The following is a 22,138-nucleotide window of genomic DNA, read 5'->3' as shown; positions in this document are numbered from 1 at the left end:
CCGGCGGGCGGTCGAGAACCGGCGCGGGCGCCTCACGACGCCTCCCGGCCGGGGGCGGGTCCGTCGTCGTGCGTGCCGGTGACCGCCGCGTCCAGCGCGCCGCGCGCGAGACGCACGCGCACCGCGTCGCCCGTCGCGACGTCGTCGGGGGAGCGGACCACGTGCCCGTCGGCCCGCTGCACGACGGCGTACCCCCGCTCGAGCGTCGAGGCCGGGGACAGGGCGCGCACCTGGGCCTCGAGCCGGCCGACCTCGCCCGCCGCGCGCACGAGCCGCGCGTCGAGCGCCCGGCGTGCGCGGTCCCGCAGGCCGCCGACCCGCTCCTGCCGGTCGGTGAGCATCCGCCCGGGGTCGGCGAGCACGGGCCGGGACCGCAGCGCGTCGAGCCCCGCCTGCTCGCGGGACACGCGCCCCGCGATCGCGCTGCGCAGGCGCTGACGGCTCTGCGCGACGCGGGCGCGCTCCTCCGTCACGTCGGGCACCACGCGCTTGGCCGCCGCCGTCGGGGTCGAGGCGCGGTAGTCCGCGACCAGGTCGAGCAGCGGGCAGTCGGTCTCGTGGCCGATCGCGCTCACGAGCGGCGTGCGGCACGCCGCCGCGACCCGCACGAGCGCCTCGTTCGAGAAGGGCAGGAGGTCCTCGACGGCGCCCCCGCCGCGCGCGACGACGATGACCTCCACCTCCGGGTCGGCGTCGAGCGCGCGGATCGCGTCGCCCACCTGCTGCACCGCGTGCGCGCCCTGGACGGCCACCTCGCGGATCTCGAACCGGACCTGGGGCCAGCGGGCGCGCGCGTTGACCACGACGTCGTGCTCCGCCTTGGACTCGCGCCCGCACACCAGCCCGACGACGGCCGGGAGGAACGGCAGCGGCCGCTTGCGGTCGGCGTCGAACAGGCCCTCCGCCGCGAGCACGCGCTTGAGGTGCTCGATCCGCGCGAGCAGCTCGCCCACGCCGACGGGACGGATCTCGCGCGCCTGGAGCTGGAGCGTGCCGCGCCGCGTCCAGAACACCGGCTTCGCGTGCACGACGACGTGCGCGCCCTCCTCCACCGGCGTGCCCTGGAGCACGCGGGACGCGGCCGACACCGGGAGCGACATGTCGAGGTCCGTGTCGCGCAGCGTGAGGAACGCCGTCGACGTGCCCGGGCGCCGGTTGAGCTGGACCACCTGGCCCTCGACCCAGACCGGCGCCATCCGCTCGACGTACTGCTCGATCTTGCGCGACAGGAGCCGGACCGGCCACGGGTGCTCCGCGCTCGTCTCGAGCGCGCGCGCCGGCAGGGGGCCGCGGGCCGCCGGACCGGCGGGCGCGGCACCCGGACGCGGGGCGTCGTCGGGCAGCGGGAGGGATGCGGTCACGGGACCAGCCTGCCGCACCCCACCCACGCCCACCCAACGCGCCGCGGGACCGAGCGCCCCGACCAGCGCGCCGGCCGCGCGCTCAGGGCGCGAGCAGGTCGACGGTGACGAGCCGGTAGCCCTGCGCGCGCAGGTCGTCGACGATCCCGGGCACGGCGTCGACGGTCGAGGCGTGGATGTCGTGCATGAGCACCACGCTGCCCGGTCGCGCGCCCTCCACCGCGCGGCGACGCGTCTCCGCGGCGTCGCGCGTCTTCCAGTCGAGCGTGTCGAGGTTCCAGAGCACCACCTGGAGCCCGGAGCGGAGCGCGACCGACCGCACGCGGTCGTCGACGTCCCCGTACGGGGGCCGCAGGAGCGTCGGGGTGACCCCCGCGGCGCTCTCGATCGCGGCCTGGGTGCGCGCGAGCTCGTCACGGACGGCGTCGTCGTCGAGCGTCGTGAGCTGCGGGTGGTCCCAGGTGTGGTTCGCGAGCAGGTGGCCGGCGGCCGCCGTGTCGCGCACGACGTCGGGCCGCTTCTCCACGTTGCTCCCGACGAGGAAGAACGTGGCCGAGACGTGCTTCTCCGCGAGCACCTGCAGGAGCCGCTCGGTGTCGGGCCCGGGCCCGTCGTCGAACGTGAGCGCCACGCACCGCTCGACCGCGCAGTCCACGCCCGTCGCTCGCGCCTGGTCGCGCCGCTGGGCGAGCTGGAGCGCCAGCCGGTCCGACCAGACGGCCTCCGTCGCCGCGAGGACCGCGTCGCGCAGCGCCACGGTCTCGGCGACCGGGGCGCCGCCCGGGCCCGCGTCGAGCGTCGTCGTCGCCTGCGCCAGCAGCCCGTCCAGCGTCGTCCGCGTGCCCTCGTCCGAGACGAGGCCTGCCGACTCCGTGAGGACGGGCCGGCCCTCGGTCGCCGCCGCCTCCAGACCGTCGTACGCCCACTGCCGCTGCGCGGTCGCGACGGGCTCCGCCGCCTCGACGACGGCGGTGGCGGCCTCGTCCAGGGCGTCCGCCGTGGGCTCGGAGCCCGTCACGACCTCGACGTGGACGGCGGGGCGCGCGCTCGGGCGCAGCGGGTTCGGGCGGGACAGGGCGTCCACGGTGCGGTCCTCCTCCGGGTAGGTCACCGGGGTCGTGCGGAGCGCGGTGGCCTCCTGGAGCGTCGCGGCCAGGGGCTCGCGGACCGCCGGGTCGTCCACCTGGCCCTCGCTCGCGGCGAGCAGCGCCGCGCCCGCGACCTCCGCCGCGGTCGTCGGGACGAGCCGCGTGAGGTACGCCGCCTCGGCCCGCGCGCGCCCGTCCGTCGCGTCCTGCGTCACGCGCGCGACCTCGGCGTCGTAGCGCTCGACCGCGGCGACCCACGCGCGGTGCTCCAGCGTCCCGACGACCACGACCGCCGCCGCGACGACGACGAGCAGCAGCGGGACGAGCCACCACCACACGCGGCGGCGCCGCCGGGGCGCGTCGGGCACGGGTGACGTCGTGCCGCCCGGGTCGTCGCTCATGCCCTCGATCTTGGGGGGCGGCGGGACGGACGTCGACCCGGCGCGCCCGGCGGACGGGTGCGACACGCGTGCCGCACGCCGCGCCTGCGGAGGGTCTGTGTGCTCCTCGCGCGCGGGACGTGACGACGTCGGGGCCGGGCCGTGGGTGAGCGGGCTCACCGGGGTCGGGCGACCGCCGCTCGCCTAGACTCGGGAGCGTGAGCGTCCTCCCCGCCGGCTCGTCCGCGTCCCCGACCGACCGCCCCGTCGTGACCCCTGCCGTCGACGGGACCCGCAAGCGCGTCCTGCTGGCGGCACCGCGCGGCTACTGCGCGGGCGTCGACCGCGCCGTCGTCGCGGTCGAGAAGGCGCTCGAGCACTACGGCGCGCCGGTCTACGTGCGCAAGGAGATCGTGCACAACAAGTTCGTCGTCGAGACGCTCAGCGAGCGCGGCGCGATCTTCGTCGACGAGACCGACGAGGTGCCCGAGGGCGCGCGCGTCGTGTTCTCCGCCCACGGCGTGTCACCCGCCGTGAAGGCGGCCGCGGCCGCGCGCAACCTCGACACGATCGACGCCACGTGCCCGCTCGTGACGAAGGTGCACAAGGAGGCCGTGCGCTTCGCGAAGGACGACTACGACATCCTGCTCATCGGCCACACGGGCCACGAGGAGGTCGAGGGCACCGCGGGGGAGGCCCCCGACCACGTGCAGGTCGTCGACTCGCCCGACCACGTGGACGACGTCGTGGTCCGCGACCCGGACAAGGTCGTGTGGATCTCCCAGACGACGCTCTCCGTCGACGAGACGATGGAGACGGTCCGCAGGCTGCGGGAGAAGTTCCCGACCCTCCAGGACCCGCCGAGCGACGACATCTGCTACGCGACGCAGAACCGCCAGGTCGCGGTGAAGAAGCTCGCTCCCGACGCGGACGTGGTCATCGTCGTCGGCTCGGCGAACTCGTCCAACTCCGTGCGCCTCGTCGAGGTCGCGCTCCAGGCGGGGGCCGGGGCGTCGTACCGCGTCGACCACGCGAAGGAGATCGACCCGGCCTGGCTCGACGGCGCGACGACCGTGGGCGTGACCTCGGGTGCGTCCGTGCCGGAGATCCTCGTGGACGACGTGCTCGCCTACCTCGCGGAGCGCGGGTTCGGCGCGGTCGAGGAGGTCCGCACGGCGACGGAGGACCTCATGTTCTCGCTGCCGCGCGAGCTGCGCGCCGACCTCAAGGGCTCGACGGCCGACGGCGGGCGCCCCACCCGCGGCGGCCGCACCTCGCTCTCCGTCCAGCCCGTCTGACGCCCGCGCCGGAGCCCTCCGCGGCCGTCGGCCCCGGGGGAGCGGTCAGGCGCTCGCCCCGCCGGCCGACGGCTCCCGCCGGGGCTCGTCGCGGTCGTCCGGGCGCTCGTCGATCGCGACCACGGACTCGTTGACGGACGCGAGCAGCTCGGGTGCGCTCACCGCGCTGAGCTGCGGGTTCACCGTCGGGGGCGTCGTCAGCTCGTCGTCGACGACGTGCAGGTCCGCGAACCGGCGCGCGCTGACGAGCACGCGCGTCTCGAGCGAGCCGACCGTCCGGTTGTAGGAGTCCGCGGCGCTCTGGAGCTGGCGCCCGAGCTTCGCGAGGTGCGACCCCATGACCGCGAGCCGCCCGTGGAGCTCCTTGCCGAGCGTGAGGACCTGCTGCGCGTTCGTGGCCAGGGCGTCCTGCCGCCACGCGTACGCGATCGTCCGCAGCATCGCGACCATCGTCATGGGCGTCGCGATGACGACGTTCTTCGACACCGCGTGCTCGAGGAGCGACGGGTCCTGCTCGACGGCGGCCGAGAGGAACGACTCCGCCGGGACGAACATGACGACGAACTCCGGTGCCGGGCCGAACTGGTCCCAGTAGCGCTTGGCGCCGAGGTCGTCCACGTGCTTGCGCATGTGGCGGGCGTGGGCGGCCAGCCGGTCCGCGCGCACGGCCGGGTCGGTGGCGCCCTGCGCGTCGAGGTAGCCGAGGAACGCGACCTTCGCGTCGACCACGACCTGCTTGCCGCCCGCGAGCCGGACGACCATGTCCGGGCGCAGCGCGCCGTCGTCGGTCGCGACCTGGTCCTGCTCGACGAAGTCGACGTGGGGGAGCATGCCCGCCGCCTCGACGACGCGCCGGAGCTGGAGCTCGCCCCACGCGCCCCGCACCTGCGACGAGCGCAGGGCCGTCACGAGCTGCGACGTCTCGGCGCGCAGCAGCTCGGAGGCGTCGCGCACCCCGCGCACCTGCTCCGCGAGGCTCCCGTGCGCGGCGAGGCGGGCCCGCTCGGCCTCGGCGACCTCCGCGCGCACCTTCTCCAGCGCCCCGGCGAGCGGCTCGACCAGGTGGCGCACGGCTTCTTCGCGGCGCGCGAGCTCGGCCGCCCCCTGCTCCTGGCTGCGCCGCATGCGCTCCTCCGCCTGCACGAGGAACTGCTCCGTGCCCGCGGCGAGCACCTTGCGCGAGAGCGCCTCGAACTGGGCCTCGAGCCGCCGGTGGTCGCCCTGGATCTCCGCGACGCGGCGCTCGGCCGCGGCCCGCAGCTCCGCGAGCTGCTGCTCGTGGGTGGCCCGGGCGAGGTCGAGCCGCTCGTCCGCGCTGCGCTGGGCCGCGCCGAGCTGGCGCGCGAAGCCCTCGCGCTCCGCCTCGAGCCGTTCGGCGAGGCCCGCGCCGCGCGCCGCGTCCTGCTGCGCCTGGCCCAGGAGCTGGGTGAGACGGCGGACCTCCGCGCCCGCGGCGTCGGGCGAGGCACGCCGCACCGCGAGCACGAGCGCGGCGCCGGCCACCAGCCCCAGCACGAGTCCGACGGCGAAGAGCAACCATCCCGAGGAGTCCATGGCCGCACCCTCCCACGGGGCACCGACAGCACCGTCGGTCGGCGCGCGGGGCGGGCGCCGTCGCGCAGGTCGTGACAAAAGGCACCGCCCCGCGGCCGAGGGCTCGGCTACCTTGGCGCCATGGTCGATCCCCACCCCGCCCCACCTGTCGCGCCCGCCGGCGCGCCCGTCCCCGGCAGCGTGCCGGGCGTCGCGCCCGACCCCCGGCCCACGGCTCCGCCGGGACAGCCCGCGCCCCCGGACCCCACCGCCGCGCTGTCCCTGCGCGCCCTGTGGAAGCGCTTCGGGGAGAAGATCGCGGTCGCCGGCATCGACCTCGACGTGCCGGCGGGCTCGTTCTACGGGCTCGTGGGCCCCAACGGCGCCGGCAAGACGACGACGCTCTCCATGGCGACGGGCCTCCTGCGGCCCGACGCCGGCTCCGCGCACGTCCACGGGACGGACCTGTGGGCCGACCCGGTCGCGGGCAAGCGCCAGCTCGGCGTCCTGCCCGACGGCGTCCGCCTCTTCGACCGCCTCACCGGCGCCCAGCTCGTGACGTACGCGGGCCTGCTGCGCGGCATGGACCGCGACACGGTGGCGGAGCGCACCACGGAGCTGCTCGCGGCCCTCGACCTCGCGAAGGACGCCAACACGTTCGTCGTCGACTACTCCGCGGGCATGACGAAGAAGATCGCGCTCGCGACCGCGCTCATCCACGCGCCGCGCACGCTCGTGCTCGACGAGCCGTTCGAGGCCGTCGACCCGGTCTCCGCGGCCAACATCCGCGACATCCTCGCCGGCTACGTCGCCAGCGGCGGGACGGTCGTGGTGTCGTCGCACGTCATGGACCTCGTCCAGCGCATGTGCGACCACGTGGCGGTGGTCGCGGGCGGGCACGTCCTCGCGGCCGGCACCGTGGACGCGGTGCGCGGCGACCAGAGCCTCGAGGACCGGTTCGTCGAGCTCGTGGGCGGTCGGCAGAGCACGGAGGGCCTCGCGTGGTTGCGCAGTTCGTAAGGCTCAAGCTCACGCTCATGGGGAACGCGTTCCGCCGGAGCGTGTGGCAGACGATCGGCTTCGTCGTGGGTGTCCTCTACGGGCTGTTCGTCGTCGGGATGCTCGTCGTCGGGATGGTCTTCCTCGGCACCGAGGACGCCGCGCTCGCGGGCTCGATCACGATCCTCGCCGGGGCGCTCGCCGTCCTCGGGTGGTGGGTGATCCCGCTCTTCGCGTTCGGCGTGGACGCGACCCTCGACCCGCAGCGCTTCGTGCTGTTCGGCATCCCGCAGCGTCGGCTGCTCGCCGGCCTCGCCGTCGCGGGCGTCGTCTCGATCCCGGGCATCGTCACGGCCCTGGCGGCGCTCGGCGCGTCGTTCGCGTGGTGGCGCACGCCCCTCGCGGTCCTCGCCGCGCTCGTGGGAGCCGTGGTCGCGGTCGCGCTGTGCGTCGTCGGCTCGCGCGCGACGACGACCGCGCTGGCGCCCCTGCTCGAGTCGCGGCGCTACCGCGAGGTCGTGACGATCGCCGCGTTCGTGCCGCTCGTCCTCATCGGGCCCGCGTTCGCGTGGCTGGGGTCCCAGCTGGGCGGGGGCCCGGTCGACGGCGACGCGGTGCGCGGCATGGTGACGCGCCTCGCCGACGTCGCGGCCTGGACGCCGTTCGGCGCGCCGTGGGGGCTCGGCGCCGCGGTGCACGACGGCGCGTGGGGCCTCGCGCTCGCGCGGCTCGTCGTCGCGCTGGCGACCCTCGCGGTCGCGTGGGTCGTGTGGGACAAGGCGCTCGCGCGCGCCCTCGTCACGCCGCCCACCTCCGGCGGGGGCGGCCGCGCCAAGGGCCTCGGCTTCTTCTCGCGCTTCCCGGCGACGCCCACGGGCGCCGTCGCCGCGCGCACCGCAACCTACTGGCTGCGCGACCCGCGCTACTCCGGGTCGATCGCGGTCGTGCCGCTCATCCCCGTCGTGCTGCTCGTCGTCGGCGGCGGCACCGGCTCGGAGATCTTCCTCGCGCTCGCGCCCTTCACGGCGTGGATCCTCGGCTTCTCCATCTCGGCGGACATCGCCTACGACCACACCGCGTTCGCGCTCCACGTGTCGTCGGGCGTCCCGGGCCGGGCGGACCGCTGGGGCCGGGCGCTCCCCGTGCTCGTCGCCGGCGGGGCCGTGACCCTCCTGTTCGCGCTGGTCTCCGTCGCGGTGGCCGGGCGCTGGGACGCGCTGCCCGCGCTGCTCGGCCTCACCGCGGGCACGCTGCTCACCTCGACGGGCATCTCGAGCGCGACGTCGGCGCGCCTGCTCTACCCGGTGCCCAAGCCGGGCGACAGCCCGTTCAAGCAGCCGCAGGGCGCCGCGATGGCCACCCTCGCCGCCCAGACGGTCGCGATGCTCCTCGTCCTGGCGCTGTCGCTCCCGTTCCTCGTCCCGGGTGTCATCGCGATCGTCGCCGACCGGCCCGTCCTCGGGTGGGTCACCCTCGCAGTCGGCGTGGTCGTGGGTGCCGTGGTGCTCGTGCTCGGCGTGCGGTGGGGTGCCCGCACGTACGACCGCCGGGCGCCCGAGCTGCTCCAGCGCGTGCTGTCGTACGCCTGACGCGGGGGCCGGGACCGCGCGCCGCGGTCCCGGCCCGTAGACTCGGCCGACGTGGCACTCACTATCGGCATCGTCGGCCTGCCCAACGTCGGCAAGTCCACCCTCTTCAACGCCCTGACGCGTAACCAGGTCCTCGCCGCGAACTACCCGTTCGCGACGATCGACCCCAACGTCGGCGTCGTGTCCCTCCCGGACCCGCGCCTCGACAAGCTCGCCGAGATCTTCGGCAGCCAGCGCGTCCTGCCCGCCACGGTGTCGTTCGTCGACATCGCGGGCATCGTCAAGGGCGCGAGCGAGGGGGAGGGGCTCGGCAACAAGTTCCTCGCGAACATCCGCGAGGCCGACGCCATCTGCCAGGTGACGCGCGCGTTCTCGGACCCGGACGTCGTCCGCGTCGAGGGCTCGACGGACGCCGAGGGCGACATCGAGACCATCAGCACCGAGCTGATCCTCGCCGACCTCCAGACGCTCGAGAAGACGGTCCCGCGCCTCGAGAAGGAGGTCCGGATCAAGAAGGGCGACGCCGCCCTCCTCGACGCGGCCCAGAAGGCCCAGGCGGTCCTCGAGGCCGGCACGACCCTCTTCCAGGGCGCGGCCGCCGCGGGTCTCGACCTCGCGGACGTCGCGAGCCTGCAGCTCCTCACGGCGAAGCCGTTCATCTACGTCTTCAACACCGACGACGCGGGCCTCGCCGACGAGGACCTCCAGGCGCGCCTGCGCGCGCTCGTCGCGCCCGCCCAGGCGATCTTCCTCGACGCCAAGTTCGAGTCCGAGCTCGTCGAGCTCGAGCCCGACGAGGCGAAGGAGATGCTCGCGGAGTCGGGCCAGACCGAGGCCGGCCTCGACCAGCTCGCGCGCGTCGGCTTCGACACGCTCGGCCTGCAGACGTACCTCACCGCCGGGCCCAAGGAGGCGCGCGCGTGGACCATCCGCAAGGGGTGGACGGCGCCTCAGGCGGCCGGGGTCATCCACACCGACTTCGAGCGCGGCTTCATCAAGGCCGAGGTCGTCTCCTTCGAGGACCTCGTCGAGACCGGCTCCGTCGCCTCGGCGCGCGCGGCGGGCAAGGCGCGCGTGGAGGGCAAGGACTACGTCATGGCCGACGGCGACGTGGTGGAGTTCCGCTTCAACGTCTGAGACGCAGGTCACAGGCCTGGGCGCCCGCCGCATCGTGAGACGCGGCGGGCGTCCGTGCGTCCAGGGCCGGAGGTTTCGCGCGTGTTTCCCGGCCGTCGCGGCCCGGAAACGCGCCCGTACCGGCCAGTATCAACTCGGTAACGATCACCTGCCGCAACCGGGCAAGGGGGAGATCCTTCGCAACTTGCTGGGTAGCGTGGGCCCAAACCGTGGTGGGCATGCCCGTCCACGCGCGCCGGCCGCAGGGCGAGCGTGCGACGGACGGGGCGGCCGAGGGGCGATCGACGTCCGCTCGTCCGCGCCCACCATCCCTTGGAGGAGGAACATTGAAGATCAGGCGCACGAGTGCCGCCCTCGCCGTGACGGTCACGGGGGCACTGCTCTTCTCGGCGTGCAGCGGCACGTCGGGTGAGGGCGAGACCGACGGCGGCGACGACGCGGGCATCAACACCGCGACCGCCGTCACGGTCGCGTGGGAGGCTCCGCTCAACGAGCTCAACCTGAGCTCCCAGAACGGCAACGCGACGCAGAACGCCGTCATCAACTACATGCTCAACTCGGGCTTCAGCTACTACGACGCCGACCTGAACATCGTCAAGGACGAGTCGTTCGGCACGTACGAGAAGCTCTCGGACGACCCGCTGACGGTGAAGTACACGTTCGGCGACGACACCAAGTGGTCGGACGGCACGCCGGTCGACGCGACGGAGATCCTGCTGGACTGGGCCGGTCAGTCCGGCAAGTTCAACACGGTCGAGGCCCAGACGGACGAAGAGGGCAACGTCACGAACCAGGCCGAGGTGGACGCCGGTGTCTACTTCGACGGCTCGGACCCGGGCGTCGCGCTCATCTCGCAGAACCCCGAGATCTCGGACGACAACAAGTCGATCACCGTGGTGTACGACAAGCCGTTCGGTGACTGGGAGCTCAGCTGGACGAACGAGTTCGTCCCGGCGCACGTCGTGGGCCAGAAGGCGCTCGAGATCGAGGACCCGGAGGAGGCCAAGGCCGCCGTCCGCGACGCGATCCTCAACAACGACACCGCGGCGCTGGCGAAGATCTCGAAGTTCTGGAACGAGGGCTTCGAGTTCACCTCGCTCCCCGAGGACCCGTCGCTCTACGTCTCCAACGGCGCCTACACGCTGGAGGAGTACAAGGAGAACCAGTACCTCACGCTCAAGGCGAACCCGGACTTCAAGGGCAAGAACAAGGGCTCGGTCGAGACCATCACGGTCCGGTACATCGACGACCCGATGGCCCAGGTCCAGGCGCTCGAGAACGGTGAGGTCGACCTGATCGGCCCGCAGGCCTCCGCGGACGTCCGCACGGCGCTCGAGGGCCTCGACGGCGTCGAGACCCACTCGGGCATCGAGGGTACGTACGAGCACGTCGACCTGGTCTTCCAGAACGGTGGTCCGTTCGACCCGAACACCTACGGTGGCGACACCGAGAAGGCCAAGGCCGTGCGCCAGGCGTTCCTGCTGACGATCCCGCGCCAGACGATCGTCGACAACCTCATCAAGCCGCTGAACCCGGACGCCGAGGTGCGCAACTCGAACATCCTGCTCCCGGGCTCGCCGAACTACGACCAGATGGTCGCCGAGAACGGCTCGGACTTCTACCCGCCGGCCGGTGACATCGAGAAGGCGAAGCAGCTGCTCGCGGACGCCGGGGTCGCCACCCCGGTCCAGGTGCGCTTCGCGTACAACAACGAGAACACGCGTCGCGTGAACGAGCTCGCGCTCATCACCGACACCGCGGCGCAGGCCGGCTTCGAGATCGTCGACACGGGCCGCCCGGCCGCCGAGTGGGGCACGCTCCTCGCCACCGGCCAGGACCAGTACGACGCGTCGCTCTTCGGCTGGCAGTCGACCTCGACCGCGGTCACCGAGTCGGACGCCAACTTCCGCTGGGCGCCGAACCCGGGCGTCAACAACTACGGCAAGTACAACAACGCCGCCGTGGACGCCGCGCTCGACAAGCTCCAGGTCTCGACCGACCCGGAGGAGCAGTTCCAGCTCCAGCTCGAGGTCGAGAAGAACCTCTGGGCTGACGGCTTCGGCGTGACGATCTTCCAGTTCCCCGCCATCCAGGGCTGGGACGAGAACCTGAAGGGCGTCGAGTCGATCACGATCAGCCCGACGATCTTCCACGGGTTCTGGAACTGGACGTTCGAGGGCTGAGTGCCCTGAGTCCCCTGACGGGCCCTGCCGCCGCCCCGGCGGCGGCGGGGCGCGTCCGGGTGTGAGACCGGGGGTCCCGGCGGTCTGTCCGCCGGGGCCCCCGGTCCTCGCGTGCACCCGCCCCGACGCCCAGACCCGCGGCGTCCCGGGCCCTCGGTTCACGACCACGCGAGACCCGCGCGTAGAATCGACCGGCCCCTGACCCGGGGTCCCTACCGACCAGCGAGGTAAGACCTCCGATGTTCTCCTTCATCTCGCGGCGTGTGCTGGCAGGGTTGGCGACCCTCCTCGTGTCCACGTTCGCGATGTACCTGCTCGTCGACGCCGCGATCCGGCCGTACATCTTCGCGGATCTCGAGTCGAGCACGAAGCCCAACAAGGCCCAGCTGATCGCCCAGCGCACCGCCGACCTCGATCTCGACACCCCGTCGGTGATCCGCTACTTCAAGTGGCTCGGCGACTTCGTCACCGGTGACCTCGGCACGGCCTGGCAGAGTGGCCAGTCCGTCTCGACCCTGCTCCAGGGCGCGGTCATCTCGACGATCCAGCTCGTCGCCGCCGCGACCGTCCTCGCCGTGATCTTCGGCGTCATGGTCGGCATCGTCAGCGCGCTGCGGCAGTACAGCACCTTCGACTACCTGACGATCTTCGTCTCGTTCGTGCTCTACTCCCTCCCGGCCTTCTGGGTCGCCGTCCTGCTCAAGCAGTGGGGCGCGATCGGCTTCAACGACTTCCTCCGCGACCCGAACCTCTCGATCCTCGTGATCGTGGGCATCGGCGCGATCTCCGGCCTGCTGTGGTCCCTCGCCTTCGGCGGGACCGCGCGGCGGCGGCTCACGGTCTTCGGCCTGGGCTTCGCGGCGAGCGCGCTCGCGCTGCTCTACCTGCAGCTCTCGGGCTGGTGGGAGAAGCCGAACCTCGGCCCGGTCATCATCGTCGTCACGGGCGCCGCGCTGGCCTTCGCCATCACCGCGCTCGTCTCGGGCCTGAAGAACCGCCGCGCCCTGTACGCGTCGCTCACCACGGTCCTGATCGGGGTCGTCGTCTACTTCCCGATCCAGTCGGTCCTCAAGCAGGTCGACAACTGGTGGATCGTGCTGGTGCTCGCCGTGGTCACCGTCGGCGTCGGTATCGGGGTCGGGTACGCGTGGGGCGGTCCCGACAAGGGCGTGTCCGCGCGTGCCGCCGCCATCACCGCGTTCCTCGTCGGGTCCATGGTCTTCGTCGACAAGGTGATGTCGGTCTGGCCCGCGTACTTCGGCGCACCGGCGATCAACGGCCGGCCCATCCCGACGATCGGCAACAGCACGCCGAACCTCGGCGGCAACTTCTGGGTGCAGGTCCTCGACCAGTACACCCACCTGCTGCTCCCAACGATCGCGCTCGTGCTCATCCAGTTCGCCGGGTACACCCGCTACTCGCGCGCCAGCATGCTCGAGGTGATGAGCCAGGACTACATCCGCACGGCGCGGGCGAAGGGTCTGCCGGAACGGACCGTCGTCATGCGCCACGGGTTCCGCAACACGCTGATCCCGCTCGCGACGATCGTCCCGATCGACGTCATCACGCTCCTGGGCGGCGCGATCATCACCGAGAAGGTCTTCGCCCGGCCAGGTATGGGCCTGCTCTTCCTCAACGCGCTGCAACGCGGCGAGATCGACCCCGTCATGGCGTACCTCGTCATCGTCGCGGCCCTCGCCATCATCGCCAACATCGTGGCTGACCTCATCTACGCAGCCCTCGACCCGCGGATCCGGGTGAACGCATGACCAACACACCGAACGACGCGTCGCAGAGCGGCGCGGTCGAGAACCAGATCGAGCTGCGCGAGGTCGAGGGCCTGTCCCAGGGCCAGATCGTCCGGCGGCGCTTCTTCCACCACAAGGGCGCCGTGGTCGCGCTCGTCGTGCTCATCGGCATCGTCGCGCTCGCGATCACCTCGATCGGCATCGGCGGCTGGCAGGGCTGGTACGCCTACAAGCCGTCCGGGCAGGGGTCCACGTACCCCCTGGTCAACGGCGGTGCACCGTCCGAGGCGCACATCTTCGGCCAGGACGAGGCGGGTCGCGACGTGTTCGCGCGCGTCATGCAAGGCACGCAGACGTCGCTCCTCGTGGTGCTCTCCGTCGGCGTCATCGCGACGATCGCGGGCGTCCTCGTCGGGGCGCTCTCCGGGTACTACCGCGGTCGTACCGACTCGTGGCTCATGCGGTTCACGGACCTCATCATCACGATGCCGGTCATCGTCATCGGTGCGGTGCTGGCCCTGCTCTCGGGCGGCAGCAACGCGCTCATCCTCGGGGGGTTCCTCGGGCTCGTGCTGTGGCCGCCGCTCGCGCGCCTCGTGCGCGGCGAGTTCCTCTCGCTGCGCGAGCGCGAGTTCGTCGACGCCGCCCGGGTCGCGGGCGCGAGCGACGCGCGGATCATCTTCAAGCACATGCTGCCGAACGCGGTCGGCGTGATCATCGTCAACGTCACGCTGCTCATGAGCTCGGCGATCCTGCTGGAGACCGCGCTGAGCTACCTCGGCGTCGGCATCCAGGCGCCGGCGACCTCGCTCGGCAAGCTCATCAGCGACTACCAGGAGGCGTTCGCGACGCGTCCGTGGCTGTTCTGGTGGCCGGGTCTGTTCATCGTCGCCATCGCACTGTGCGTCAACTTCATCGGTGACGGCCTGCGCGACGCGTTCGACCCCCGTCAGAAGCGCATCCCCTCCGAGCGCAAGATGGCCCGTGCGAAGCGCGTCGCCCGCCCGACGGCCGCCACGGCGCCGAGCGCGACCGGCGAGGCCGGGGCCAGCTGATGACCGCCGTCGTCGCCGCCCGCCCGGGAGGTCGTGGACCTCTCGGGCGGCGCGGCGCGCCGCGGTCAGACGGTGAGCGCCACGACCGTCCCCACCGCGAGCGCGCCCAGCACGGCGAGCTGCACGACGTGCCAGGTCGAGCGGGCGCCGGGGGCGCCCTGGACCGCCCGGTCGAGGTGGCCGGCCGCCGCGAGCATCGCGTGGCGCTGCCTCACGGCGTCGGCCACGGCCTCGGCGCTCGCGCCGGCGACCACCTGCTCCTGGCCGACGGCGCGCCGTCGCGAGCTGCGCAGCCAGCGGGCCGTGCCGCTCGAGCGGGGCGCGGACCACGCGGTCACGCGTCCGCCGGCGTAGCGCACCTCGAGCGAGTAGCGGGTGTCGACGCCCTCGTACGCCGTCCACGGCACGTGCACGGTGCGCGTGACGTTGCGGACCTCGACCCCGCCGTCGGACACCTCGACGGCGGGACGCCAGAACAGCATCCAGACGAGGTACGTCACGAGCGCGGCGGGGAGCAGAGCCCCCAGGACCGCGACGACGTCCCCCGTCACGGCCGTGACCACGACCAGGGCGACGGCGACGGCGCTCGTCGCCAGCGTGAGGACTCGGCCGTACGTCGAACGGAAGACCAGCGTGGGACCCATGCGCCCATGCTCGCAGAGTCGCGGCGCCACGAGCGCCGGCTCCAGCAGGAAGGACACTGATCAGCGTGGCCATCGAGACGTCTCCCGCGGCCCCGGCCGCGCGCCAGGGCAGCCCCGTGCTGACCGTGCGCAACCTCGGCGTGGACTTCTACGTCGACAAGGCCTGGTACCCCGCGGCCGCGGACGTGAGCTACGACCTCCACTCCGGTGAGGTCCTCGCGATCGTCGGCGAGTCCGGCTCGGGCAAGTCCCAGTCGTCGCTCGCGCTGCTGGGCCTGCTCCCGCCGAACGGCCGCGCCAGCGGCTCGGCCAAGCTCGGCGACCGCGAGCTCATCGGCATGTCGCACGGCTCGCTGCGGCACGTCCGCGGCAAGGAGATCTCCATGATCTTCCAGGAGCCGATGACGGCGCTGAACCCCGTCTACACCGTGGGCTTCCAGATCGTCGAGACCATCCGGACGCACTTCAACGTCGGCCCCGCCGACGCGAAGAAGCGCGCGATCGAGCTCCTGCGGCTCGTCGAGATCCCCGAGCCCGAGCGCCGGTTCGACGCGTACCCGCACCAGCTCTCCGGCGGTCAGCGCCAGCGCGCGATGATCGCGCAGGCGCTCGCGTGCGACCCGAAGCTCCTCGTCGCGGACGAGCCGACCACGGCGCTCGACGTCACGGTCCAGGCGGAGATCCTCAAGCTCCTGCGCGACCTGCGCTACCGCGTCGACGCGGCGATCATCCTCATCACGCACGACATGGGCGTGGTCGCCGACATGGCGGACTCGATCATGGTCATGAAGGACGGCCAGGTCGTCGAGCGCGGCACGTCGGCCGAGATCTTCGGCAACCCGCAGCACCCGTACACGGTGCGTCTCCTCGAGGCCGTGCCGCACCTCGGCTCCAAGCGCGGCACGACGACCGCCACGGACCGCGTTCCCGGCGGCGCCCCGGCCCCGGAGCGGCCGCTCGTGCTCGACGCGCAGGACATGATCATCGAGTACCCGGGCCGCGGCCGGCAGGCGGCGTTCCGGGCGGTCGACGAGGTCTCGCTCCAGATCCACCAGGGCGAGGTCGTCGGCCTGGTCGGCGAGTCCGGCTCCGGCAAGACGACGATCGGCCGCGCGGCCGTCGGGCTGCTGCCCGTCACGGGCGGCTCGCTGAAGATCGTCGGGACGGACATGGTGGGTGCCCGGCCCAAGGACCTCAAGCCGCTGCGCACCGAGGTCGGCATCGTCTTCCAGGACCCGGGGTCGTCGCTCAACCCGCGCCTGCCCATCGGCGAGTCGATCGGCGAGCCGCTCATGCTGCACAAGGGCGTCAAGGGCAAGGAGCTCAGCCGCGAGGTCGAGCGCCTGCTCGACCAGGTCGAGCTTCCCCGGGCGATGCGCAACCGCTACCCGCACGAGCTCTCCGGCGGTCAGCGCCAGCGCGTCGGCATCGCGCGGGCGCTCTCGCTGGAGCCGAAGCTGCTCGTCGCGGACGAGCCGACGTCAGCCCTCGACGTGTCGGTCCAGGCGAAGGTCCTCGACCTCTTCACCGACCTGCAGCGCGAGCACGGGTTCGCGTGCCTGTTCATCTCGCACGACCTCGCGGTCGTGGAGCTCCTGTCCGACCGCATCGCCGTGATGCACAAGGGCAAGCTCGTCGAGGTGGGCGACACGTCGCAGATCGTGCACGAGCCGAAGCACGCGTACACGCAGCGCCTGCTCGCCGCCGTCCCCGTCCCGGACCCGGCCGCGCAGCGCGAGCGCCGCGCCGCGCGCGACGCCCTCCTCGAGGCCGCCGCTCGCGACATCGCGAACGACGAGGTGTCCTCGCTGGCGGACGAGGAGCGCGCGCTCGCCGCGGCGCGCGAGGACGTGGACCATGAGCGCAGCGCCCCGCCCACCGCGGGCGCCGGCTTCTGACCGCACGCTTCACGGCTCGCTGAGCCCTCACGACGCCCCGGGGGCGGCCGCGCACGCGGCCGCTCCCGGGGCGTTCCTGCTGGCAGGACGCGCTTTCCTGCTGCCATGACGGGCGTTCTTGCTGCCGGGCGGGCGTTCCGGTTGCCGGGGCCCGCGCGTCCGACAAGCCTTGAGGCCATGAACGCCCCGCACCACGAGACGCCCCGCGAGCCAGCACGTGACGAGGAGGCCGCGCCAGCGCCCGACGGGGGAGGGGCCGACGCGCCCCGCGACGAGGGCGCCGTGAGGACCGACGCCGCGACGGCCGACGCCGTGACGACCGACGCCGCGACGGTCGACGCCGCGACGGCCGACGCCGTGGCGACGGACGCCGTCGGGCCGGACACCGGCTCCGCGCCGGTCGTGTCCTCGCACGATCCAGACGCCCCCCGGACGGGTCGGCCGGACCCGCGCGTCTTCTACCCGGCGGCGGGGATCATCCTGGTCTTCGTCCTGCTCACGGTGCTCTTCACGGACACCGTCACGGCGGTGCTGGACACGCTCCAGACCGACGTCATCGGCGCCTTCGGCTGGTACTACGTGATCGTCGTCGCGGGCTTCGTCGTCTTCTCGCTGTGGATGGGCCTGAGCCGGTTCGGCGACATCGTGCTCGGCAAGGACGAGGAGACGCCGCTCTTCCGGCTGCCCGTGTGGTTCGCGATGCTGTTCGCCACCGGGATGGGCATCGGCCTCGTCTACTGGGGCGTCGCCGAGCCGCTCTCGCACTACGTGAGCCCCAAGCCCGGCGTCGAGGGGAGCGACGCGTCGCTCGCCCAGGCCGCGATGGGGCAGAGCTACCTGCACTGGGGCATCCATGCGTGGGCGATCTACGTCGTCGCGGGCCTCGCGCTCGCGTACGCGATCCACCGCAAGGGCCGCCCCGTCTCGATCCGCTGGGCGCTCGAGCCGTTGTTCGGCGAGCGCGTGAAGGGACGCCTCGGCGACGTCATCGACATCGTCGCGATCATCGGCACCGTCTTCGGGGTCGCGACGTCGCTCGGGTTCGGCGTGCTCCAGATCTCCGCCGGGCTCGGCTACCTCGACGTGGTCGAGCCGAGCACCGCGCTGCAGATCGGGCTCATCGTGGCGATCTCGGCGCTCGCGACGCTCTCGGTCGTGTCCGGTCTGGGCAAGGGCATCAAGTGGCTGTCGAACGGCAACATGATCCTGGCCGGTGTGGTCCTGGCGCTCGTGCTGGTCCTCGGCCCGACGCTGTTCCTCCTGCGCGAGTGGGTCCAGTCGCTCGGCTACTACCTGCAGAACGTCGTGCGCCTCACGTTCGACACCACCGCCTTCCAGGGCCAGGCCGGCCTCGAGTGGCAGTCGCAGTGGACGATCTTCTACTGGGGCTGGTGGATCTCCTGGGCCCCCTTCGTCGGGGTGTTCATCGCCCGGATCTCGCGCGGTCGCACGGTCCGCGAGTTCGTCCTCGGCACCCTGCTCGTCCCGACGATCGTCACGACGCTCTGGTTCTCCGTGTTCGGCGGGTCGGCGCTGTACCGCGAGCTCATGGAGCCCGGGAGCATGCTCGTGGACGGCGAGGTCGACACGGACACCGCGCTCTTCCAGCTGTTCGACGGCCTGCCGCTCGGGAACGTCCTCGCCGTGGTGGGGATCGTGCTCATCGTCATCTTCTTCGTGACGTCGTCCGACTCGGGCTCGCTCGTCGTCGACATGCTCGCGAGCGGGGGCAACCCGAACCCGCCCACCTGGAGCCGCATCTTCTGGGCGGGCACCTCCGGCCTGCTGGCCATCGCGCTCCTGCTCGCGGGCGGTCTCCAGGCGCTGCAGACGGCGGCGATCCTCATCGCGCTGCCGTTCTCCGTGGTGATGATCGGGATGGCCGTCTCCACGGTGCGTGCGCTCCGGGTCGAGCACGCCGCGATCCTGCGCGCCGAGCGGCGCGCCGCGCGCGCCGCGCTCACGGAGCACGTGACGACGCGCGTCTCGGAGTCGATCTCCGAGCAGTGGGAGGAGCTCTACCCCGACCGCCCGGACCGATGGCGCGCGCTCGTCCGTCGGCCGCGGCGCAAGACACCCTCCGGAGGAGGCACCACCTGAGGAGGCCCTTCCGAACGGTGCACGACGGCGGGCATGGTGTCCCGAGCGCGGACCCGGTAGGATAGCCGGGCCCGGGTGACGGCCCGTGCTCCGTGATGCTGCGGCGGGCCGAGCCCGCCGTCGTGCGCGCTGAGGTGGCCGGCCGTCGTCGCCCCTCGTACCCCACGAAATGAGAACCGTAGATGTCTGTGCGCTCCGACCTGCGCAACGTGGCGATCGTCGCCCACGTCGACCACGGCAAGACCACGCTCGTCGACGCGATGCTGCGCCAGTCCGGCGCCTTCTCCGCGCACCAGCACGTGGACGAGCGCGTCATGGACTCCGGTGACCTCGAGCGCGAGAAGGGCATCACCATCCTCGCGAAGAACACCGCGGTGCGGTACGCCGGCCCGGCGGCCGCCGCGGTGGGCGAGCCCGACGGCATCACGATCAACGTGATCGACACCCCGGGCCACGCGGACTTCGGCGGCGAGGTCGAGCGCGGCCTGTCCATGGTCGACGGCGTCGTGCTGCTCGTGGACGCGAGCGAGGGCCCGCTCCCGCAGACCCGGTTCGTGCTCCGCAAGGCGCTCGCCGCGAAGCTCCCCGTGATCATCGTCGTCAACAAGGTCGACCGGCCCGACTCCCGCATCACCGAGGTCGTCGCCGAGGCGACCGACCTGCTGCTGGGCCTCGCGTCCGACCTCGCGGACGACGTGCCGGACCTCGACCTCGACGCGATCCTCGACGTCCCGGTCGTCTACGCGTCCGCGAAGGCCGGCCGCGCGTCGCTCGACCAGCCGCTGGACGGCCAGCTCCCCTCGAACGAGGACCTCGAGCCGCTGTTCACGACGATCCTCGAGAAGATCCCCGCCCCGACGTACGACGAGGGCGCGCCGCTCCAGGCGCACGTGACCAACCTCGACGCGTCGCCGTTCCTCGGCCGCCTCGCGCTCCTGCGCATCTTCAACGGCGAGCTCCGCAAGGGCCAGGTCGTCGCGTGGGCGCGCCACGACGGCACGCTCCAGAGCGTGAAGATCACCGAGCTGCTGGAGACGAAGGCGCTCGACCGCGTCCCCACGGACAAGGCCCGGCCCGGCGACATCGTCGCCGTCGCGGGCATCGCGGACATCACGATCGGCGAGACCCTCACCGACCCCGACGACCCGCGCCCGCTGCCGCTCATCACGGTCGACGACCCGGCCATCTCGATGACCATCGGCATCAACACCTCGCCGCTCGCGGGCAAGGGCGGCAAGGGCCACAAGGTCACGGCCCGCCAGGTCAAGGACCGCCTCGACGCCGAGCTCGTCGGCAACGTGTCGCTGCGCGTGCTCCCGACCGACCGCCCCGACGCGTGGGAGGTCCAGGGCCGCGGCGAGCTCGCGCTGGCGATCCTCGTCGAGCAGATGCGCCGCGAGGGCTTCGAGCTCACGGTCGGCAAGCCGCAGGTCGTCACGCGCACGATCGACGGCAAGACGCACGAGCCGATGGAGCGCATGACGATCGACGTCCCCGAGGAGTACCTCGGCGCGGTCACCCAGCTCCTCGCCCAGCGCAAGGGCCGCATGGAGACCATGTCGAACCACGGCACAGGCTGGATCCGCATGGAGTTCATGGTCCCGGCGCGCGGCCTCATCGGGTTCCGCACGCGGTTCCTCACCGAGACGCGCGGCACCGGCATCGCGTCGTCCATCTCCGAGGGCTACGAGCCGTGGGCCGGCGCGATCGAGACCCGCACGACGGGCTCGCTCGTCGCCGACCGCGCGGGCAAGGTGACGCCGTTCGCGATGATCAACCTCCAGGAGCGCGGCTCGTTCTTCGTCGACCCCACGCAGGAGGTCTACGAGGGCATGATCGTCGGCGAGAACTCGCGCAACGAGGACATGGACGTGAACATCACCAAGGAGAAGAAGCTCACGAACATGCGGTCCTCGACGGCCGACAACTTCGAGAACCTCGTCCCGCCGCGCCACCTCACGCTCGAGGAGTCGCTGGAGTTCGCGCGCGAGGACGAGTGCGTCGAGGTCACCCCCGAGGTCGTCCGCATCCGCAAGGTCGTCCTCGACCAGACCGAGCGCGCCCGCGCGGTCTCGCGCGCGAAGCGCGCCTGACGCCACCCACGGGGTGACCGTCCCGCAGAGCCAGCAGGCCGCCGTCGTGCCCGACGGCGGCCTGCTGGCCGTCCACGCCCACCCCGACGACGAGACCCTGGCGACGGGCGCGCTGCTCGCGACCTGGGCCCGCGCGGGGGAGCCGGTCACCGTCGTGACCTGCACGCGGGGCGAGCGGGGCGAGGTGATCGACACCCCCGCGCACCCGACGGGCGTCGGGCACCTCGAGGGCGACGGGCCCGCGCTCGCGGCGTTCCGCGAGACCGAGCTCGCCCGCGCGCTCGCCGCGCTGGGCGTGCGGGACCACGTCTTCCTCGACACCGTCACGAGCCCGGTCGAGCCGTCCGACGGCGGCGCGACCGTGCGGTTCGAGGACTCGGGCATGGCCTGGGTCGCGCCGGGCGTGGCCGGCGGGGTCGCGACCGAGCAGCTCCCGCCGCGCGCGTTCGTCGGCGTCCCGCTCGACGAGGCCGCCGCCCACCTGGCGGCGGTGGTCCGGGAGCGCCGTCCCGCCGTCGTGGCGACGTACGAGGCGGGCGGCGGCTACGGCCACCCCGACCACGTCCGGGCGCACGACGTCACGGTCCGCGCGCTCGAGCTCCTCGCCGCGGACGGCGAGCCGCTGCCCGCGCTGTGGCAGGTCGTCGCCCCCGAGACCACGGTGCGCGCGGCGCGGCGCGCGCTCGCCGAGCACCCCGGCGCGCGCGAGCTGCTCGCGGCCGACGCGCGGCTCACGCTCCCGGACCCGGACGAGGCGCTGCCCCCGCTCGCGCGTCCCGACGCGTCGCTGCCCGCGCTCGTCAGCGTGCCGGTAGGTCCCGTGCTCGACGACGTGCTCGGCGCGATGCGCGCGCACGCGACGCAGGTCCAGCACGTGACGGCCGCCGCGGGGGGCGAGCCGGTGCTGCTCGGGTGGTACGCCCTGAGCAACGACGTGCTGGCGCCCGTCCCTTCACACGAGTTCTACGCTCCCTCCGGCCCTGCTCTCCCGAGCGACCAGGTCCCGCCCGGACCGACGCGTTAGCCTGGGGC

At 73.0% G+C, this 22,138-nt stretch carries 15 protein-coding genes; 11 read left to right on the top strand and 4 right to left on the bottom strand.

From position 1 onward, the window contains the following. Positions 1-32 precede the first annotated feature (32 nt). A complete protein-coding gene (gene xseA, locus E1O70_RS09125) occupies positions 33-1,361 on the bottom strand; it encodes an exodeoxyribonuclease VII large subunit (RefSeq protein ID WP_082774422.1) in 1,329 nt (442 codons plus the stop codon). Between the two features lie 82 nt (positions 1,362-1,443). Beyond that, the gene (locus tag E1O70_RS09120) at positions 1,444-2,850 is read right to left on the bottom strand and encodes a polysaccharide deacetylase family protein (RefSeq protein WP_128957536.1); all 1,407 of its coding nucleotides are present in this window, start codon (positions 2,848-2,850) and stop codon (positions 1,444-1,446) included. 248 nt (positions 2,851-3,098) lie between these two features. Here E1O70_RS09120 and E1O70_RS09115 point away from each other — a divergent pair, with 248 nt between their 5' ends. Continuing rightward, complete coding sequence (locus E1O70_RS09115; RefSeq protein ID WP_061267687.1) at positions 3,099-4,127, top strand: 4-hydroxy-3-methylbut-2-enyl diphosphate reductase; 1,029 nt, start codon at positions 3,099-3,101, stop codon at positions 4,125-4,127. A gap of 45 nt (positions 4,128-4,172) precedes the next feature. On the opposite strand, the gene E1O70_RS09110 is transcribed toward E1O70_RS09115, so the two are convergent. Next, positions 4,173-5,681, bottom strand: coding sequence for a DNA recombination protein RmuC (locus E1O70_RS09110; RefSeq protein WP_082774423.1), 1,509 nt, complete (start codon positions 5,679-5,681; stop codon positions 4,173-4,175). A 120-nt stretch (positions 5,682-5,801) separates the two neighbouring features. Between E1O70_RS09110 and E1O70_RS09105 the strand changes: the two genes are divergently transcribed. The 6 genes from E1O70_RS09105 (at position 5,802) to E1O70_RS09080 (ending at position 14,371) form a co-directional block, all read left to right on the top strand. Continuing rightward, positions 5,802-6,680 (top strand): ABC transporter ATP-binding protein, encoded by an 879-nt coding sequence (locus E1O70_RS09105; RefSeq protein ID WP_081895765.1) that lies wholly within the window; start codon positions 5,802-5,804, stop codon positions 6,678-6,680. Beyond that, positions 6,662-8,248 (top strand): hypothetical protein, encoded by a 1,587-nt coding sequence (locus E1O70_RS09100; protein ID WP_061267626.1) that lies wholly within the window; start codon positions 6,662-6,664, stop codon positions 8,246-8,248. Before E1O70_RS09105 ends, E1O70_RS09100 begins: the two co-directional genes overlap by 19 nt. A gap of 51 nt (positions 8,249-8,299) precedes the next feature. Further along, a complete protein-coding gene (ychF, locus tag E1O70_RS09095; protein ID WP_061267627.1) occupies positions 8,300-9,385 on the top strand; it encodes a redox-regulated ATPase YchF in 1,086 nt (361 codons plus the stop codon). Between the two features lie 326 nt (positions 9,386-9,711). Next, positions 9,712-11,568 carry an ABC transporter family substrate-binding protein gene (locus tag E1O70_RS09090; RefSeq protein ID WP_061267628.1) on the top strand — a complete coding sequence of 619 codons (1,857 nt, stop codon included), beginning with the start codon at positions 9,712-9,714 and terminating at the stop codon, positions 11,566-11,568. A gap of 239 nt (positions 11,569-11,807) precedes the next feature. Then, entirely contained in the window at positions 11,808-13,337 is a 1,530-nt protein-coding gene (locus tag E1O70_RS09085; RefSeq protein WP_061267629.1) for an ABC transporter permease, read from the top strand. Continuing rightward, the gene (locus E1O70_RS09080) at positions 13,334-14,371 is read left to right on the top strand and encodes an ABC transporter permease (protein ID WP_061267630.1); all 1,038 of its coding nucleotides are present in this window, start codon (positions 13,334-13,336) and stop codon (positions 14,369-14,371) included. Before E1O70_RS09085 ends, E1O70_RS09080 begins: the two co-directional genes overlap by 4 nt. Positions 14,372-14,436: 65 nt before the next feature. On the opposite strand, the gene E1O70_RS09075 is transcribed toward E1O70_RS09080, so the two are convergent. Continuing rightward, a complete protein-coding gene (locus E1O70_RS09075; RefSeq protein ID WP_128957534.1) occupies positions 14,437-15,015 on the bottom strand; it encodes a PH domain-containing protein in 579 nt (192 codons plus the stop codon). Positions 15,016-15,080: 65 nt separating this feature from the next. Here E1O70_RS09075 and E1O70_RS09070 point away from each other — a divergent pair, with 65 nt between their 5' ends. From E1O70_RS09070 to E1O70_RS09055, 4 genes are all read left to right on the top strand, one after another. Further along, positions 15,081-16,913: an ABC transporter ATP-binding protein gene (locus E1O70_RS09070; protein WP_061267632.1), complete on the top strand. Its 1,833-nt coding sequence runs from the start codon at positions 15,081-15,083 to the stop codon at positions 16,911-16,913. 177 nt (positions 16,914-17,090) lie between these two features. Further along, complete coding sequence (locus E1O70_RS09065) at positions 17,091-19,013, top strand: BCCT family transporter (protein ID WP_082774424.1); 1,923 nt, start codon at positions 17,091-17,093, stop codon at positions 19,011-19,013. Positions 19,014-19,195: 182 nt separating this feature from the next. After that, positions 19,196-21,106: a translational GTPase TypA gene (gene typA / locus E1O70_RS09060; protein WP_021479795.1), complete on the top strand. Its 1,911-nt coding sequence runs from the start codon at positions 19,196-19,198 to the stop codon at positions 21,104-21,106. A gap of 13 nt (positions 21,107-21,119) precedes the next feature. Continuing rightward, the gene (locus E1O70_RS09055; RefSeq protein WP_240696654.1) at positions 21,120-22,130 is read left to right on the top strand and encodes a PIG-L family deacetylase; all 1,011 of its coding nucleotides are present in this window, start codon (positions 21,120-21,122) and stop codon (positions 22,128-22,130) included. Positions 22,131-22,138: the final 8 nt, after the last annotated feature.

The sequence above is a fragment of the Cellulosimicrobium funkei genome (assembly GCF_004519295.1).
In the GTDB taxonomy this organism is placed as follows: domain Bacteria; phylum Actinomycetota; class Actinomycetes; order Actinomycetales; family Cellulomonadaceae; genus Cellulosimicrobium; species Cellulosimicrobium funkei.
This window is presented reverse-complemented; position numbering and strand designations above follow the sequence as displayed.